At 61.0% G+C, this 18,476-nt stretch carries 14 protein-coding genes and 1 riboswitch; of the genes, 1 reads left to right on the top strand and 13 read right to left on the bottom strand.

Annotated features, from left to right (window positions below; all coding sequences use genetic code 11):
• Window position 1 precedes the first annotated feature (1 nt).
• Window positions 2–841: a siderophore-interacting protein gene (locus AC1DCM_RS09265; protein WP_477518066.1), complete on the top strand. Its 840-nt coding sequence runs from the start codon at window positions 2–4 to the stop codon at window positions 839–841.
• A 24-nt stretch (window positions 842–865) separates the two neighbouring features.
• Here AC1DCM_RS09265 and AC1DCM_RS09260 read toward each other — a convergent pair whose 3' ends face one another.
• The 13 genes from AC1DCM_RS09260 to AC1DCM_RS09200 all read right to left on the bottom strand — a co-directional run bounded on the left by AC1DCM_RS09260 (window position 866) and on the right by AC1DCM_RS09200 (window position 18,412).
• Complete coding sequence (locus AC1DCM_RS09260; RefSeq protein ID WP_477518065.1) at window positions 866–2,353, bottom strand: threonine/serine exporter family protein; 1,488 nt, start codon at window positions 2,351–2,353, stop codon at window positions 866–868.
• 28 nt (window positions 2,354–2,381) lie between these two features.
• Window positions 2,382–3,695, bottom strand: a complete 1,314-nt coding sequence (locus AC1DCM_RS09255; protein WP_477518064.1) for a peptidoglycan bridge formation glycyltransferase FemA/FemB family protein — start codon at window positions 3,693–3,695, stop codon at window positions 2,382–2,384.
• 105 nt (window positions 3,696–3,800) lie between these two features.
• A complete protein-coding gene (locus AC1DCM_RS09250; RefSeq protein WP_477518063.1) occupies window positions 3,801–4,889 on the bottom strand; it encodes a lipid II:glycine glycyltransferase FemX in 1,089 nt (362 codons plus the stop codon).
• Window positions 4,890–5,000: 111 nt separating this feature from the next.
• Complete coding sequence (locus tag AC1DCM_RS09245) at window positions 5,001–6,911, bottom strand: ABC transporter ATP-binding protein/permease (RefSeq protein WP_477518062.1); 1,911 nt, start codon at window positions 6,909–6,911, stop codon at window positions 5,001–5,003.
• Window positions 6,912–6,988: 77 nt separating this feature from the next.
• On the bottom strand, window positions 6,989–8,128 hold the full coding sequence (locus AC1DCM_RS09240) for a peptidoglycan-binding protein (RefSeq protein WP_477518061.1): 1,140 nt from the start codon (window positions 8,126–8,128) through the stop codon (window positions 6,989–6,991).
• Window positions 8,128–9,000: a hypothetical protein gene (locus AC1DCM_RS09235; protein WP_477518060.1), complete on the bottom strand. Its 873-nt coding sequence runs from the start codon at window positions 8,998–9,000 to the stop codon at window positions 8,128–8,130. Before AC1DCM_RS09235 ends, AC1DCM_RS09240 begins: the two co-directional genes overlap by 1 nt.
• Before the next feature lie 57 nt (window positions 9,001–9,057).
• Complete coding sequence (locus AC1DCM_RS09230; RefSeq protein ID WP_477518059.1) at window positions 9,058–9,450, bottom strand: hypothetical protein; 393 nt, start codon at window positions 9,448–9,450, stop codon at window positions 9,058–9,060.
• A 249-nt stretch (window positions 9,451–9,699) separates the two neighbouring features.
• Complete coding sequence (locus AC1DCM_RS09225; protein WP_477518058.1) at window positions 9,700–10,521, bottom strand: DNA/RNA non-specific endonuclease; 822 nt, start codon at window positions 10,519–10,521, stop codon at window positions 9,700–9,702.
• A 38-nt stretch (window positions 10,522–10,559) separates the two neighbouring features.
• On the bottom strand, window positions 10,560–11,978 hold the full coding sequence (locus AC1DCM_RS09220) for an L-serine ammonia-lyase (protein ID WP_477518057.1): 1,419 nt from the start codon (window positions 11,976–11,978) through the stop codon (window positions 10,560–10,562).
• A gap of 607 nt (window positions 11,979–12,585) precedes the next feature.
• Window positions 12,586–12,972, bottom strand: coding sequence for a glycine cleavage system protein GcvH (gene gcvH, locus AC1DCM_RS09215; protein WP_477518056.1), 387 nt, complete (start codon window positions 12,970–12,972; stop codon window positions 12,586–12,588).
• A 515-nt stretch (window positions 12,973–13,487) separates the two neighbouring features.
• Window positions 13,488–14,636: a glycine cleavage system aminomethyltransferase GcvT gene (gene gcvT, locus AC1DCM_RS09210; RefSeq protein ID WP_477518055.1), complete on the bottom strand. Its 1,149-nt coding sequence runs from the start codon at window positions 14,634–14,636 to the stop codon at window positions 13,488–13,490.
• Window positions 14,637–14,650: 14 nt separating this feature from the next.
• On the bottom strand, window positions 14,651–17,497 hold the full coding sequence (gene gcvP, locus AC1DCM_RS09205) for an aminomethyl-transferring glycine dehydrogenase (protein WP_477518054.1): 2,847 nt from the start codon (window positions 17,495–17,497) through the stop codon (window positions 14,651–14,653).
• 184 nt (window positions 17,498–17,681) lie between these two features.
• A riboswitch (glycine riboswitch) is annotated at window positions 17,682–17,779 on the bottom strand.
• Window positions 17,780–17,872: 93 nt separating this feature from the next.
• Window positions 17,873–18,412, bottom strand: coding sequence for a TetR/AcrR family transcriptional regulator (locus tag AC1DCM_RS09200; RefSeq protein WP_442006961.1), 540 nt, complete (start codon window positions 18,410–18,412; stop codon window positions 17,873–17,875).
• Window positions 18,413–18,476: the final 64 nt, after the last annotated feature.

Here is an 18,476-nt window from a genome sequence, read left to right as displayed (position 1 = left end):
TATGGCTGCTCTCCCCGTTTCTTCGTCCGCCACCCGGACCACACGCCCGCAGGTCAACCTGAGGGTCCAGCGCAAAGAATGGCTCTCACCTCACATGGTGCGGATCGTCGCCGGCGGGCCAGGGTTCAGCGACTACGTGAACAACGAATACGTGGACCGGTACGTCAAGATCGTTTTTCCCCAGCCCGGCGTTGATTATCAACTTCCGCTGGACCTGTGGGCCATCCGCGAGACGATGCCACGTGAGCAATGGCCGCACACCCGGACTTACACCATTCGCTGGGTGAACCTGGAAGAACGGGAACTGGCGATTGACTTCGTAGTCCATGGCGACGAGGGCCTGGCAGGGCCTTGGGCAGCGGCAGCGGAACCTGGGGACACTCTGATTTTTACCGGGCCCGGCGGCGCCTACAATCCTGCGCCCGACGCCGATTGGCACCTCTTCGCCGGCGATGACGCCGCGATTCCAGCCATCGCAGCCTGCATAGAGGCGCTCGCCCCGGAAGCCCGCGGATTTGCGTTCCTTGAGGTGGACAGCGCCGAGGACATCCTGCCTATCTCTGCTCCTGCTGGCCTGAAACTCCACTGGCTGCAGCGCAACGGAGTGCCTGCCGGATCAAGCGAGCTGCTGCTTGAGGCGCTTCGTGAAATGCAGTGGCTCCCCGGCCGGGTTGATGTCTTTGCACACGGCGAAAGAGGCTACATGAAGGGCCTGCGGCAGATCTTCTTCGCCGAGCGCGGCCTGGAGCGTTCGCAGGTTTCGCTCTCCGGTTACTGGGCTCAGGGCCGGGTAGAGGAAGTTTTCCAGGCCGAGAAGAAGCTTCCCGTAGGACAGATTTAGTCAGATCCAGCGGCCAGCGCAGATCTAGCGGCGCCGTACCCTGCGGCGCTCGTTGCTGGATAGGCCCTTCGTGAGCGGCCTGGCCAGGTTGTCACCGAGGACGATTCCTGCTGCCACTCCCAGGACGATCGCGCCTGCATTCAGCATGCCTCCGGCGCCCTGAACAATGTCCGCTTCCTCAATGGTCAATACATACATTGAACGGAATATGGTCAGGCCGGGGAGCAGGATGAGCGCGGCCGGAACAGCCACTACAAGCTGGGGAGCGCCAAGTTTCAGTGCCACTACCCGAGCCAACAGGCCGATGGCCACAGCCGATACTGCCGGCGACAAGCGGTCGCCGAACCCGGCAGTGGTAGCCCCCCACAACACGAAGAAGCCGACCAAGCCGACTGCCGCCGTCGGGAGTAACAGGCGCATCTGTGTCTGCTCGGTGACGCCGATAGCCACTACGGCGATGGCGATCAGAATGGCTTGGCCCCACAAAGGATACGCATCGGGGAATGTTTTGGTGACGTCCAGGACTTCGCTGCCCATGAGGGTCCCGACGACGACGGCGACGGCGATACCAGCGACGATCGCGCCGAAGGTGAGCAGCGTGGAGAGGAATCGTCCGGCCGCGGTGACCGGGAAGCCGTTGATGGCGTCCTGCACGGAAGATACAAGCCTGCCCGTTGGAAGCAACAACAGGATCCCGCCGGCAACCACAATGGACGGAGCGATGTCCGCACCCGCCCAACGCAGCATCAGGGCGACAAACGTGACCAGGAACGAGCAAGCCATGGTGATGAAGAAGTCGGGCGTCCGCCACCGGCTCAGTTGCCGCGCAACCAAACTGATCAGCAAGTTGGAGCCAAAAGCCAGGGCTGAAGCGCCGGGACCACCACCCAGGACGCCCACGAACACCGCCGCGAACACGGCAAAGGCAACCGTAACCATCCAGCGAGGGAAGGGCTTGGCGCTGCGGACGATGTCATTCAATCGACGGACGGCTTCGTCGCGGCCCACTCCCCCGGCCACGATGTCCGTGACCAGTTGATGCACCTGCGCGAGGCCGGCGTAGTTATTGGTCCACGAGCGCACCACACGCAACAACGTGATGGGGGTCTGGTCCTTTGGCGCATAGTTGATGGCTACCGACTGGTTGGTGATGTCCACTTCAACGTTCTTCAAGCCAAGGGCCGCGGTAACGGCAATCATGCTTGTCTCAACTTCAAGGGCGCCTGCACCGTATCGGAACATGACTTCGGCCAGATGCAGGGCGAAGTCGATCGTCTTACGCGCTGAGGCGTCGACACCAACAACCTGGATAGTCGGGTTGGCGTAGGGACTGCCCGCGAGCCGGTCCACGATGTTCATGGGGGCAGTGGGCGGGCTATCGCCTTGAACCAAGCGCATCAGCATGCGCTTGGCATTGGCGTTCTGCCGGATTTGCGATGGCCGCAACGGCTGGGTCTTGGGCAAGCCGTCAGTGTGAGGCCTGCCGCCGGAGCCCTCAGGGCGTTCAGTCACGCAGTGTTCCTCCCTTGGCTTTGGTTGATTAGTTCTTCCCCGGGAATTTCCTCAGCAGGTTTCCGGGCTCCGGCAATTTTGCCAGTATCGTCTTGGCGGCATCTGCGAGCTTCCTGACCGCCCGGTAAGCGGTGAAGACCGGCAGGTTCACCGGTGTCACGAAGTCGCCAACCAGCTGGACCACCTCGCCGCCGAAGCCCTTCTTGAATTCGTAGCCGCCGTGACCGGTTTCGTCCTGGCCCTGGATGCCGAAGGTGCCGTAGAAGTTATAACGCGAGTAGCCGTTGTTCAGAGCGTGCAACAGCATGCCCCAGTACAGCGACGTGGCTCCGTTGAAGTAGATGTAGTCCTGGACAGTCCCGCCGATCACGCACACGATTTCATCGCCGGAGCAAGCGAAGTGGATCGCCGCAACCGTAGCCACGCCAACCGAGTCGGGGAACCGTTCAATGTCCTTGAGGCTACGCTCGTAACTGTCCACGAGGTCCTGGACCACCTTGATGCGGTTGGCCTTCTTCTTGCTCCCGGTTTCCTCGACGTCGCGCTTGAGGTCCGCGAGTGTCTTGGACTCCGCATCCAGGCGCTCTGTGATGGAGGCCCGGTATTCGGGGATGTTGATCTTGGCCATCATGAGCTTGGTGAACTCATCCGAGGTATTGCGGAGCAGTTGCTCGTAGTACTCACGCTCGCGGTAGGTGAAACCCTTTTCGTCGCCGGCAGTGCTCAGCGCGTTGTAGAAGTCGTCCAGGGTTTCCAGCGTGGCCTGTTCCAGGTAAACGCCGTTCTTTTCGGCCTTCCGGATGGCCTTGCGCGTGCGGTAGTTCATGCCCATAATGAGCTCTTCGGAATCGGCGATTCCGTCCAGCTTCTTGACGAACATCCAGTTGATGTTCGCGAAATTCATGTCAAAGCCCTGGTGCTTGAAGCCCAACCCTGCCAGCTCCTTCAGCAGCGGACGGTTGTCCTCAACCTCCGGGTGCTCGGCGCCGTCCTCGTCACGGGCGATGTACTTGACGTTCGGTGAGATGCGCAGCTCAGCAGCCTTCTTCGAGGCCGCGTGCTTCTTCAACTGCTCGACGACGAACCGCACCGCTTCGGCGTCGTTGTGGTCCAGCAGTGGTCCCTTTGCGCAGTCGCAGACCTTGTAGCCAAAGCGATTGGTGGTATAGACGAGCTTTCCGGCAGCGATCAGGCTGCCACCGCGGGTCACGCCAAAGAGCTCCACTTCCTGGCCGCGGGCACGTTGGAAACGCGCCAGGTCCACGGACTGGATGAAGCTGCCTTGTGGGTGCCCCTTGGCGAATGTCTCGAAATCAGCGTCACTGAGAATCACGAATTCCATGCCGGTTCCAGCCTCAATCGGAGTCAAAGAAATTACCTCACCTAGATAGATTTGCACCCGTTGGTGGCCGGGGCGGGCCTGAAGTGTTGGGTTGGTGCCGGTTCTTTAGTAGAACTGTCCGCCTGTGCGCATAGTTTCCAGTCGGCGGAAGACGCGCTCTGCTCCCTTGAGCCAGAGCTTATGGCGGATAGGTCCGAGGACGAGGTCGTAGCAACCCACGAAGTCCGTAACCGTCTTGGTGAAACTCGTTTTGAACAAACCCATGCCGAACAGCGGGTGGGTCTTGTCCTTGATCCGGGCGGCCGGCGGCGTGCCGCAGAAATCGTACTCAACGCAGCCCAGATCCTGCATCCGCTGGATAGCCGCCCACTGGACCAAATGCGAGTCACCGTACTGCTTGCGGTTCTGGGTGGAACCGCCATCCTTGTAGGTTGCCTTGGAGCCATAGTTGATAACAAAAGCACCGACGCTGGGTGCACCGTCCTCGTAGACAAAGAAGAAGTGACCCTGGCCACGGCTGCAGAATTCGTGCCAGAAACGGGAGTAGTACTCGTAGCTCCGCAATGGCATGGCACCCTTGGCGTTCACTGTGTCTTGCATCAGTGCGTAGAGCTTGCGATAGGTCTCCTCGCCGGGCTCGGCTGGGAGGACCTCGCATCCTTCACGTTCTGCCCTGCGGACAGCGTTGCGGGCCCGCGATGAAATGCCCCGCAGCACTTCATTGGCGGGCGCGGAGATGTCCAGGAGTGCGGTGGAATCGTTGGATTGGATGTTCGGGGCCTTAACCAAGCCAGCCGCCTTCAGCTGGCCGGACACCTCAGGTGACTCCACGACGTCGGGCTCTATCTTGATGGTGAAGACGTTCATCTTCTGTTCCTTCGCCAAGGCGACGAGGGCGTTCAGCATAGGCTTGATGTCGCTTACCTCGGCTGCGTCCGGTCCCTTGATGAGGTACCAGAGCCGGCCAAGGACGGGGAACTTCTTTTCAAGAAGGAGGTTGTAGCTGGCGTAGTCAGCGGCCTCAATGACGAGCCGGCGGACCAACCAGCCGTTGCCATCCTTGACTGCCGCATAGGCGTCCGACTGCAGCATGTTGCCGCCATTGGGGTTGGCTGTGACGTGCTTGTCCCAGTTATCGATTTCCTCGGCGGTGGCAAAGCGGGCGGTAAATTCTCGCAAGGTGGCCGTGTCCAATCTCAGGGGTTTGGTGCAGTGTTCAAAAGCTGGGTGCGCATGCGGACATGCAGCCTCAAGTCTATCGGGCCGAGGAAAATAGCCCGACTCTGGGTGAGTTGCCCGCTCGAACTAGGCGCGAATAGCCTGAGCCGGATCCGCTTTGGACGCCGCAATGGCTGGATACAACGCTGAAAGAACACCAGTAGCTGCGCCAGCGGCAACTCCGGTCCACACTGATTCAGGCCCCAGAACCGGTGTCCACCCTTGGCCCAGGCAAAAGGTCAGAACTCCCAGCACTCCGACCGTTCCGCCAGCCAGTCCACCGCCCAATCCCACCAGCAAACCCTCAAAGATAAACATCCGGCCAATGCTGAAGCGACTCGTACCGAGGGCTCTCCGCAGAGCGATCTCCGATCTTCGCGTTTGCACAGTCAGATACATCGACGTAGCAGCGCTAAGACAGGCGAGTGCCAGCAACACCCACGAGATGACACTGATCAACACGCCCAGGTCGTTGTTGACTCCTTTGCGGAGCGAACGAAGGTCTGCCACCGTGTTGACGGTGAAGTGCTCCGGATGAGCTGCGTCGAGGGCCAAAGGAATCACGTCGGCCAATGGTGCTGGAAATCCAGGGAGAGTGCGGATCACAAATACAGGGTTGTCAGAAGCAGCGGATGGGTAGGCGCTGATCCCCAGGATGATGCTGTCTGCGAGAACCGGGTTCCTTCCGGCTTGGCGCAGTATGCCCACGACTGGAACGGACTGCCCACCGATCCAAATTTTCTGGCCCGGACCCGCAGAAGGAATCCCTAAACGGACGGCCGTATCTTGTCCCAATATTGCTACGGGCTTTCCGAAGGAATTGTCCAGAAGAGATAACGCAGAAGCAGGCTCAACTACGGCCTGGCTAATGTCGAGGAACGTCGAGTCCACGGCCAGGAGTGACCCTGCGAAGTCGTCCTCCTGGATTCCCCTATTTGGCTGAAAGCGTGTGGGCCGAAATTCAGAAGTCGCCAACTCCACTCGCAAACCAACCGCGACCACTCCGTGAAGATTCTCTATTTTCCTCTTCTGACCTCGCAAGGCTGCGATGTCAGCGTTCGTGGGTTGGACCCCAGATGGGCTTCTTGAGGCTTGCACTTCATCCAATGCGGCTTCGGCCAAGCGCTCGGAAACCTGCGCGGAGGCACTTTGGCTAAGGCCTACTGAGGCAACCAGTCCGCCCGATCCCAGCATGAACGCCAGAATGAGCAGCAGTGCCTTGCCTGCCCTGGAGGTAAGGGATGCCAATGCATCATAGACGTCATCCATCAAGAGATTGAGCCGTCTCCCCAGTGGGGCTGGGGAGAAAACTTCAGTTGGATCCGGGCGCCCAACCATGGGCTCGTGAACAGCTGTCGAGGCAGGGGAACCCGGCGCGTCGGGCTTTGCCAGTCGTCCGTCGTCGATGACGATCCGGCGGGCTGCTGCGGCGGCGACGATCGGATCATGCGTAATGACGACGACTGTCACCCCGGTTCGATTCAACGCCTTGAGATCCGCGATGACGCTCTGGGTATTGACACTGTCCAGGTTGCCTGTGGGTTCGTCTGCGAACAGGATCCTGGGCTTGGTCGCGAGAGCACGAGCCAAGGCAAGACGTTGCCTCTCCCCTCCAGAGAGGTTCTTGCCGAGCACGCTTGTCCTGTGCAGCAACCCAACGCGCAGCAGGGCCTGCGTTACTTCCAACTCCCGGTCCAGGTGGCGGACACCTTGCACACGAAGGCCGAGCGCTGCGTTCCGTGCGGACGATTCATCCAAGATCACGTGCGAGGCTTGGAAGACAAACCCAAACATCCGCGATCGCAACCAGTCACGCTGCTTCTCGGCCATCAGTGATACGTCTGCACCGTTGATCGAGTACGTGCCTTCTGATGCACGGTCCAACAGTCCAAGAATGTTCAGTAGCGTTGATTTGCCGGATCCTGAGGGACCAATGATCGCAACGAATTCACCCTCACAGATCTCAAGATTGACGTCTTGAAGGGCCGCAGTAGGCACATCGGCTCCTGCATAGGAGCGCCCGATGCCTTCCAACCGGAGCAGGGGAATCCTGCCGGGCCTTTGCGCAGGCAGGTTCACGATACGTCGACCGTGGTTCCAGGCTCCAGCTTCGAAGTCTCGGCCAAGGCAGCCCAGCCATCGCGCTGCCCTGTCACCGTCACGTCGATTCTTTCCGCCGAAGTATCCTCACCAGCGTCCTTTTTCGAACTTGGCACGGTCACATACGTCCCGATGTCATCCTGTTTGATGGCGGTCAGGGGAACTGCCAAGGTCTCTTGGACCGGCTCCTTCACGCTGACAGAGACTGGCTGACCCGGCTTTGGTTTGTTGGGATCGTCCGGAACAGATGCGATGATGTCCATTCCTGGAAGCGTCCCCTTTTCCGGATTGCCTTGGTCGAAAACCCCGATGCTCTGAATGACGCCCTGGGCGCTGTACCCACTGGCTTCGAGCGCAACGGCCTGGCCAACTGTGAGAGCTTCAGCCTGTGTAATTGACGCCCGTCCCACGGCCACGTCCGGGGCAGTTTGCGCTGTAGCCACCAAAAGATCGTCCGTCAGCACGGCTCCTGAAGCAGCAATGCTCGTCACAGAGCCCTCATCACCAGGAATTTGAACAAACTCCCTCCACCGGACCATGGCCTTCTTGTCGTCGGATTTTGGGGCTGACTGATCAACGTCACGGTACAAAGCCGCCACGGATTCTTGGGTGGACTTATCAAATATTCCGGTCATGTTGGGCCGATACCCTATGGATTGAAGCCAATTCTGCAAGGCGGAAACGTCTTGACCGTTGTCACCATCTTTCAGGTCCCGATACAACGGGACGGACGTTGATATGACAATGAGAGGGCGCCCGGACACAGTCGCAACGATTGTCCCCGGCTTTAGCGTGTCGCCAACAGCAACCAGCATGCGCGTTATGACGGCGCGTTCAGTCCCTGGCGGTACTGATGCTGCGATGCCCACCGACGTTCCCGGGGTCATGCTCCCGGGGATGATCAAAGTGCTCGCCAAAGTCCTACGCTCCACTGTGGCGGTCACCTTGATTGGAGTGTTGATGGAGTCGAGGGCAGCAGACTGGGGTGACTTTATGTAGCTTCCGGCAAGGAAGGAACCTGCCATTCCTGCCACAACTATGACCAAGAAGCCAATGATCCGCCGGAGTCGCGGAACTCGTGGGACCTTAACTACTGCGTCTTGCTGCAACGGCATCAAGCGGCGCCCTTGCCATGTTGCCGGAGAATCGTCCTCGCTTTGGCCAAAGCCTCGGTCTTATCCTCCGCGAGCCTGTTCATGGCAGCTTGGTTGGCGGCGATCAGGGCAGATTGATACTGCGCCCGGATATCCGAGATGCGTTGCATTACCTTGGTTTCCTGCTTGCAATTCGCGTCTTGAACAGCTGTCCTGATTTCGCCTTGCTTGTCCGAAGGGTACGAAGGCACCCACGCATCAGGTGAGTCCTGTCGCATTGAAATTCCGGCATCTTTGAGGCAAGCAATCCAGTCGTCGCGTGATTCCCTCCAGTCAGGATCCCGCTCAGATAATGCATTTGAGTCATTGCTAATGTTTGTTAGCAATGAGTCCGCACCGGCGATTCTGCTTCGGAATGGAGGTATCTGATTCGAGGTCGTGGCGTTATCGCATTCAAAGTACTTCTTGACATTTGCGTCCGCTGATTCCCTCGTCCTGGAATCGTAAATACCTGGGACGGTACGGATTATTGCCTTGTCATATCCGTACTTCGCCGCAAGTTCGGGAACCCAAACGCCATACGACTGGTCGGCTTTAACCGTCAGATCACCGTGCTTCTCTGGCATGGTCACACCGGCGTTTTTCATGCAATCCTCGATGACATACATGTTGGCCGCACTTATGACCATTGATTCGTCGGGCGTCGCTTCGTACGCATCCATGGGTAAGGAAATGGTCGCCGTAGCCGGATCCAGTTTTGCATGCACGCCGGCATATGCTGCTCGGTCGACGGAAGGCAAGGACGCGGCATCCACTCCGTCAGGCTGCGAATTGGCGCTGCATCCGGCCAATGCAACTACCAACACGAGCAGACTCAGTGGATACCGTGCCATTTTGCCTCCCTCAACTCTTCTATGCGGTGCGATAGCTGTATCCTGCGTTTGGCGGAATCAGTAGGCTTCGTCGTGACTTGAGATGCGATTGTCCCAGTTGCCGCCACCGGGGTAGGCAATATCGGCCAGATAGCTGATTGCTTGCCCTTCCTTCATATAGAAGGAGTTGCCGCCGAAGTTCAGGTGCTCATAGAACATGACGTACCTGTAGGCAGGATTAGTGGTGTATCCCACAATGTTTGATGTCGGATCATTAGCAGCGTCACCGACGTAAGTTGCCGCGTAGTTGTTAGAGTACTTCGTTCCATTCCACACTGAACTCTGGAACAAACAGACCTTACCGTTGGCGCAGGTCTGATCAGCCCAGGCATTTGCCGAGCCCGCACCCACACCGATTGAAACGGGAATTACTACGGCCGATGCGGCCAGAAATTTGGCAATTTTCCTCATGTCACCAGTCATCTCTCTAGTAGTGAATTTCTGGTGACCCGTTCATTGTCGAATCGTTCCACAATGGCGCCCCCCCAGCAAAACCGAAAATACAGAGCTGAGGACTGAACGTCAATCAGTATGATGATTCTGACAATTAAAGCTGAAATATTTAAGGATTTATCAGAAACAGTCATCTTTGGGCGTCACGAAACTCCCGGCCACGACACGTATTAAAGGGGAGCCATGTCCCCGTCCAGCGGGCGTCCCTTACAGCCGGATCTGCTCAGCGCTCTCCAACTTGATGGCTTTCGGTTCCCTCCCGAGTTCGCGCTGGCCCTTCACCAGACGGTCCGCGTTGGCGAGCCTACTGAGGCTCAGTCCGGTCAGGTCTGCGATCTGCGCGATAGGGACCTGGAAAGTCCGGTACGGCCCCAGCGGGGGTGGCTCACCTTCAAGGAGCCGCTGGTCGATCGCCTTTTTCAGTTCAACTTTGCCCAGTAACGGCGATTGATCCAGTACAAAGCCCGCGGCGCCGAGCTTGGCGTCGTTGGTCCATACGGCGATTTTCCAGAACTTCCGCGGAACCTGTACGCCCCTGTACGGGAGGTCGTCGTCGAGAAGTACTGGCCCGGTGAACACGGAGAGCTTGGCGTCATACGCATCCGCGTGACCCAGCACGTGGTCCTCGAGCCCCACCCACAGTTCCTTGCCTTGGTTGAAGTCGTCCACCTGCGGTGCGGCATTGGTAAAGACGAAGGTCTCCTGATTCGCCGTTTTAGCCGTGGCCGGATCGCCCCACACGGGATCCAGGCGACGGACCAAGTGCCCACGATCGAACGCGTTGTTCTTGTAGACGTCCGGGCCGGCCTGCTGTTCTTTAGGGATCCTGCTATCGAAATGCCAGGTTCCCTCGCGGGCCAGCGGGCTCAGCTCACGGCCACTGATGTTGACCCCCACGATCGCCGCGAGCTTCCGGGCAACCCGGAAGCGCACGGAGAAATGCGTGTAGTCCAGAAGAATCGTCGTTGCCGACGGACTGGGCAGTTCAAGGCGTGCCCGCAAAAAATCCCTGTCGTATCCCCCGCTCATGGATACATGATGGCACTAGGCACCGACAGTAAACAGACTCAGCATTCGACGACGTTCACGGCCAGGCCGCCCATCGCTGTTTCCTTGTACTTGGAGGACATGTCCTTGCCCGTCTCGCGCATCGTCACGATCACCTCATCCAGCGACACCCGGTGCGTCCCATCGCCCCACAACGCCATCTTCGCCGCGTTGATCGCCTTCGCCGCAGCAATCGCGTTCCGCTCAATACACGGAATCTGCACCAACCCCCCGATCGGATCACACGTCAACCCCAGGTTGTGCTCCATCGCGATCTCCGCCGCGTTCTCCACCTGCCCCGGCGTACCACCCATCACCTCAGCCAACCCGGCAGCAGCCATCGACGACGCCGACCCCACCTCACCCTGGCACCCCACCTCAGCCCCCGAAATGGACGCCTGCTCCTTATACAACACACCCACCGCACCCGCGGCGAGCAGGAACTTCACCACCACATCGTCCCTGTCCTTTTGGCTGGCCTGATCCATGCCCGGGGCATAATTCAACGCGTAATACAACACCGCCGGAATGATCCCCGCCGCACCGTTCGTCGGGGCCGTGACCACCCGCCCGCCCGTGGCGTTCTCCTCATTGACCGCCAACGCGATCAGGTTCACCCACTCCTGCCAATACTTCGGATCGTTGCGGTCCTTGTCTTCCTTCAACAACCGCTCCAGCCAGTCAGGAGCACGACGGCGGACCCTCAACCCCCCGGGCAACACACCCTCACGCTTCAACGACGTCTCAACACACGCCTCCATCACATGCCAGATATGAAGCAAACCCTCCCGGATCTCCTCCTCACTCCGGGACGCGCGTTCGTTGATGAACATGATGTCGCTGATCCCCAGGCCCTTGGACGAGCAGCGGCCCATCAACTCAGCAGCCGTCCGGAACGGGAGCGGCAACTCCGCCTTCGTCTCCTCCAACTCGGCCCGGGCCGCGTCCTCCTCACCCTCGCGGACAATGAACCCGCCCCCGACCGAGAAAAACGTCGCCTCCCGCAGGATGTTGCCCCCGGCATCAGCCACGGCGAACTTCATCCCATTCGTATGCCGCGGCAACACCGTCAACGGATGCAGGATCATGTCCTCCACGGCATATGGCAACTGAACCCCGGCACCCGCTTCACCGGCTCCCGCCAGATTCAGCACACCCGTCTCAGCGATCGACGCGAGCCGCTCCTCCACCTCATCGGGCAGGATCAGCTCGGGGTGATATCCCTCCAAGCCCAGCAGCGTGGCCGTCATGGTCCCGTGCCCCCTGCCGGTCGCAGCCAAGGAGCCATACAAATCAACCCGCAAAGAGGCCACCTGGTCCAGCAGGCCGGACTCACGCAGCTCACCGGCAAACACCGCGGCAGCCCGCATCGGCCCCACAGTATGGGAACTCGACGGGCCAATACCCACAGTGAACAAATCGAAAACACCAACAGCCATGGTCGGGATTCCTTAATACAGTTTGAAACGGTCCGCCAGATGGTCCTGGCGGATGGTCTCCCCCGCTCGTGGCGGAAGCGACCGAACAACGACGCCGGGCGGCCCCTTTTGGCGGCAACCCGGCGTCGCGAATTATTTAGTTCCTACAATCCCACGCTACGCCACAGTGGGCGCTGTGTGGGCCCATGGGGTCGACGCCCTCCGCGGGCTCCAGCGGCCATTTCGGGGCTCCGCTGCCAAACATGCCGTGCGCACGGCATCTCCGGCAGCGTACCCCCGAAACGGGCAAGGCAACCCCTCACCGCCCGCCCAGAAACCGGCCCCTTTGGAACCGGCATCCGGCAGCGGCCGTCCAAGGGAGCATCCCAACCCCTCACCGCCCGCCCAGAAACCGGCCCCATGGGACCGGCGTCCGGCAGCGGCCGTCCAAGGGAGCATCGCGTCCGCACGAAACGGCACCTGACCGCTGGCCCCTTTGGAACCGGCGTCCGGCAGCGGCCGTCTAAGGGAGCTTCGCGTCCGCCCAGCGGGCGCCTGAGCGACCGAGGCCGCAAAGGATGGCGGCCCCAACGGGCCCACCCGACCAAGGACGCGTGGGTCAGAGCAGTTAGGACAGATCTCCGCCATTCTTGGAGGCGTACTCCTCGGCCGAGAGCAGCGGGCCCTCGGACTCAGCGGCGACCTTGAACAACCAACCAGCACCATAGGGGTCGTTGTTGATCAGGGCGGGATCGCCCACGACGGCGTCGTTGATCTCGGTGACCTCACCAGTGACCGGCGAGTACAGGTCCGAAACGCTCTTTGTGGACTCAACCTCGCCACAGGTCTCGCCAGCAGTCACGGCGGAGCCAACCTCGGGCAGGTCAACGTACACGATGTCACCCAGCGCGTCGGTGGCAACCTCGGAAATCCCGACGGATACCAGGTTCCCCTCCCCGCGGGAAACCCACTCGTGCTCGTCGGAGTACTGAAGTTCGGGCGCTACTTTGGGCATTCTGTTTTCCTATTCTTTGGTTGGCAAAATCTTTGTACTGCGTGTGCGGCAGTCTTGGCGTCGTTGGGGGCGTGGAACCGGGTTCCTCCGCGGGCTCGGTCGCGAGGACGCCCGCTGGGCGGACGTGCCGCTCCCTTGGACGCCCGCTCCCGGAACCCGCTCCCCCCGCCGTCGGCCCGCCTTCCCTGGCGAGAACCCATAACATATTTGGATCCGAACCATAGCGCGGAGCCAGCCTTGCGGCGTGCCGCCAAGTCGAACGGAGCCAAGTCCTGCGGGCAAGGTGACCAACCGGATCACCTTCGGCAGGTTGCCACTCCCCCAGCATTCAGCGGTTCGAGGGGCGCCAGAGTGGCCGCGCGTCCTGGTGATGTGCGCAGCCCCTTCGGGTCCGGTGACCGGCAGCATGCGTCTAAGAGAGCATCGCGTCCGCTCAGCGGGCGCCCATGCGACCGAGCATGCAGAGGTCGCCGGCCCCGACGGGCCAAAAGGCGACCCGTCGGGACAACCCCCGCTTACTTCTGGCGCTTGTAGAACGGCAATGCGACAACTTCGAACGGCTCGCTCTTGCCCCGCAGGTCAATGTCCAACGCAGTTCCGATTTCGGCGTGTTCGACGTCGACGTAGGCCAACGCTACCGGGTAGCCAAGCGTCGGGCTGGGCTGGCCGGAGGTGACTTCGCCTACCACTGCGCCGTCTTTGAGGACCGGGTAGTGGCCGCGACCAGCACGGCGGCCCAGGCCCTTGAGGCCCACGAGCTTACGGCCACTGGTGGAGCCGGCGCCGGCTGCTTTGAGGGCAGCGAGTGCGTCCTTGCCGACGAAGTCGCCTTCCTTGGAAAGTGCGACGACGGGACCGAGCCCTGCGGCGAACGGGTTGCCTTCGCGGGACAGTTCGTTGCCGTAGAGCGGCATGCCGGCTTCCAAGCGCAGGGAGTCGCGGGAAGCCAGGCCTGCGGGGACGAGCTCGCCTTCTTCAGCGGCGTCGGCGATGGCCTGCCACAAGGCAGCAGCGGAGTCGTTGGACACAAAGATCTCGAAGCCGTCTTCACCGGTGTAGCCGGTGCGGGCGAGCAGCAGGTCCTGAGTGCCGCCGTCGAACGTGAACGGCACCTCAACAGCGGCGTAGTACTTCAGTTCGGTGACCAGGGCGTGCTGCTCTGCGGGCACAAGGCGCAGGAGAATTGCTTCCGCGCGCGGACCCTGGACGGCGATGAGCGACGTCTCGGAAGAGGCGTCCTCCACAACCACGTCAAAACCAGCCGCGCGCTCCAGCAGTGCCGCCGCCACAACCGCAGCGTTGCCCGCGTTGGGGACCACCAGGAACTTGTCCTGGCCTTCTTCGGGAGAGGGGCGACGGTAGGTGATGAGGTCGTCGATGATGCCGCCGTCTTCCTGGCAGATCAGCGAGTACTTGGCTTTGCCTTCGGCCATGGCGGAAATCTTGCCTACCAGCGCATAGTCCAGGAACTTTGCAGCGTCAGGTCCGGTGACCCAGACTTCGCCCATGTGCGAGAGGTCGAACAAGCCAGCGGACTTGCGGACTGCGTGGTGCTCGGCCAACTCGGACGAATACTTAAGGGGCATCTGCCAGCCACCGAAGTCGGTGAAGGACGCGCCCAGTTTCTTGTGCTCTTCGTAGAGAGCGGTGTAGTTCTCGTTCATTTGCAGGGCGTCCTTTAGTTTTCGAAGTCTTCGATCGGCGGGCAAGAGCAGACCAGGTTGCGGTCTCCTGCTGCGCCGTCGATGCGGCCAACGGGCGGGAAGTACTTGTCCTGCTTGAGGTGGTGGACGGGGAACGCGGCCTGCTCACGCGGGTATGCGCGGTCCCAGTCAGAACTTACGACGGCGGCAGCCGTGTGGGGTGCCTTGCGCAGCGGGGAGTTCTCAACAGTGAAATCGCCTGTGGCAACCTGCTCGATTTCGGCACGGATGGTGATCATGGCTTCGATGAAGCGGTCGATCTCCACGAGGTCCTCGGACTCTGTGGGCTCCACCATGAGGGTTCCGGCGACAGGGAACGCGAGGGTGGGAGCGTGGAAGCCGAAGTCGATCAGGCGCTTCGCAACGTCCTCAGCTGTAACGCCTGTGCGGGCAGTCAGTTCACGGAGGTCCAGGATGCATTCGTGGGCGACGAGTCCGCCTTCCCCGGTGTAGAGCACGGGGAAGTGCTCGTTGAGGCGGGAAGCGATGTAGTTCGCCGCCAGCAGCGCGGACTTGGTGGCTTCCGTGAGCCCCTGGCCGCCCATGAGCTTCACGTAAGCCCAGGAAATTGGGAGCACACCGGCCGAACCGAAACGGGAGGCCGAGATCGGGACGTCGTTGCCTTCGGTCCAGGAAGCAGCGTCACCGGGCATGAAAGGTGCCAGGTGGGCCTTGGCCGCAACCGGGCCAACACCCGGTCCGCCACCGCCGTGCGGGATGCAGAACGTCTTGTGCAGGTTCAGGTGCGAGACGTCGCCGCCGAATTTGCCCGGCTGCGCGAGTCCAACGAGGGCGTTGAGGTTTGCCCCGTCAATGTAGACCTGTCCGCCGGCTTCGTGGATGGCGTCGCAGACTTCCCGGACGTCGGCGTCGTATACACCGTGCGTGGACGGGTAGGTGATCATGATGGCCGAGAGAGCGTCCCGGTTGGCTTCGATCTTGGCCTTGAGGTCAACGTGATCGATGGTGCCGTCAGGAGCGGTGGCCACGACAACAACCTTCATGCCGGCGAGCACTGCGGAAGCAGCGTTGGTGCCGTGCGCAGATGCAGGGATCAGGCAGACGTTTCGCTGCTCGTCGCCACGGGACAGGTGGTAACCACGGATCGCGAGCAGGCCGGCGAGCTCACCCTGCGAACCGGCGTTGGGCTGGATGGAGACCTGATCGTAGCCGGTGATCTCAGTTAGCTGGGACTCAAGATCGGTGATCAGCTCGCGCCAGCCCTCTGTCTGGGAATCCGGAGCGAACGGGTGGATCGAGGCGAACTCCGGCCACGAAATGGCTTCCATCTCGGCGGTTGCGTTGAGCTTCATGGTGCAGGAACCCAACGGAATCATGGTGCGATCCAGTGCAAGGTCACGGTCCGAGAGCTTGCGGATGTAGCGCAGGAGCTGGGTTTCGGAGCGGTGCGTGTTGAATACGGGGTGCTGCATGAAGTCGCTTGAGCGCTCCACGGAAGATTCCAGCGCGAAATCTTCTGCTGATTCGAGCACCGAAGCGCCGAAGACCGCCGCGACGTCGGCGACAACCGCCGTCGTTGTGGTCTCATCAACAGAGATGCCCACCAGATCAACGTCAATGCCGCGCAGGTTGATGCCCTTGGCCTCGGCGGCGGCCACAATCTCAGCCGCTTTGCCGGGGATGCGGACTGTGATGGTGTCAAAGAAGGAAGTGTGAAGGACCTCGACGCCGGCAGCCTTCAGCGACGCTGCAAGGGTGCGGGCGTGACCGTGGGCGGTTTCGGCGATTGCCTTCAGGCCTTCCGGGCCGTGGTAGACGGCGTACATGGACGCGACGATGGCCAGCAACGCCTGCGCGGTACAAATGTTGGACGTGGCCTTCTCGCGGCGGATGTGCTGCTCGCGGGTCTGCAGCGCCAAGCGGTAGGCGGGGACACCGGCGTCGTCCTTGGAAACGCCCACCAGACGGCCGGGCATGGAACGCTCGAGACCCTTCTGGACGGCCATGTACGCGGCGTGCGGGCCGCCGAAGAACAGCGGAACGCCGAGGCGCTGGGCGGAACCGACGGCGATGTCCGCACCTTGCTCGCCCGGAGGGGTGATGAGCGTCAGGGAGAGCAAGTCTGCTGCGACCGTGACCAGTGCACCGCGTTCCTTGGCCTCAGCGATGACGGCGGAGTGATCAAACACGCGGCCCGAAACGCCGGGCTGCTGCAGGACGACGCCGTTGATGACGCCCTCCGGGAGACCGAGCGAAAGGTCAGCAACCTCAACCTCGAAGCCGAGGGCCTCAGCGCGGCCCTTGACGATGGCAATGGTCTGAGGAAGGCAGTCGGCGTCGAGGACGGTCTTCCCATCATGGGCTGCCTTGTTTTTGTTGGCACGGCGCATCATGAGCACGGCCTCTGCCACGGCGGTTGCTTCGTCCAGCAGGGAGGCGTTGGCGATCGGCAGGCCCACGAGGTCCTGGACCATCGTCTGGAAGTTCAGCAGGGCTTCGAGGCGGCCCTGCGAGATTTCCGGCTGGTACGGCGTGTATGCCGTGTACCAGGCCGGGGATTCGAGGATGTTCCTGCGGATAACCGGCGGCGTGACGGTGTCGTAGTAGCCCTGGCCGATCATCTGGACGGCAGTTTTGTTCTTGGACGCAAGCTTGCGCAGCTCAGCCAGCACCTCGACTTCGCTGAGCGCGTTTTCAAGGGTGAGGGCAACGTCCTGGCGGATGTCGTTGGGGACGGCCGTATCAACCAGCGAATCAACGGTGTCGTAGCCGACCGTCTTGAGCATGGTTTCAATGTCGGCCTGGCGGCGGGCGCCAATATGCCGATCGACGAAGGTGGTGGAGGCTGAACTAACCGTCACGAAGGAACTCCATTACTTGGGCGGCGTTTGGGTACGCCACAGTGGCTGGGTTCCTCCCCACTCTGTATTGGACCTGAGAGTTTCCGCGTGTTGCTTGCACAACGATCGCTTGCACCGTCGGTGAGCACAGCATTTCGTCCGCGCCAAAGGACGCGGCAAAAGGCCTGCTACTTTCCAGAGTTGCCTCGCCGCGGCGGTGCGTGGGCCTGAGAGATTCCTGGGGAGGGTTTGCTCCTACGGCGCCCGCATCACTTGCTTGCAGGACTCTCCCGCCGCAGATCAAAGGCATATTCAATTGTTTGCGTGCCCCAGTAAAGGCGCACCACAAGGCTCAATTGTCCTACGTCGCGGGCGTCGCCGCAAATGGATGACCCGCTACTTGCGGAGCCGGTCCAGGACGCCCAGCAGGATCTCGACGTCGGCCTCCCGCCCGGCCTTGCCGCCTTCCCGGCCACCCTCGAACATGGCGTTGAAATACAGGCCGTCGCCCATGTAACTGACGGCCTTGGCAACCTCCGGACCAACATCCTCGGCCAGGACGTCCAACCACTGCTGCTGGATTCCGGCAAACCTGTGGCGGGTCTCCTCATGGGCAACTTCGGCCAGTCTCGTGGCAGCAACGAATGCCCGATCCATGGGAGTTCCGGCCCACAGTGAGGTCCGAATGAAGTAAGCAGCGCTGCCATCTGGTGCCGTCTTCATTTTTTCGATGTCTGCCTGGGCCAACTCATCCAAGCGCTCCAACAGAGCGCTGATCAGCGATTCCTTGTTGGGGAAGTGGTAAAGCAGTCCGCCCTTGGAGACCCCTGCCCGCTTGGCGACTGCGTCAAGCGTGGCAGCCCGCTCCCCCACTTCGATAAGGAGGGCTTCGTAGGCATCAAGGACTGCATCCCTGGCAACTGGCTTTCGTGGCATGACTACATCATTCCCTACGGGGTTGGCGGTGCTGAATTTGAAACTGTACCGTCTAGACGGTACA

The organism is Paenarthrobacter sp. 10N417 (assembly GCF_056394745.1).
The sequence above is the reverse complement of the archived record's forward strand: the minus strand, read 5'-3'. Positions and strand labels throughout refer to the sequence as shown.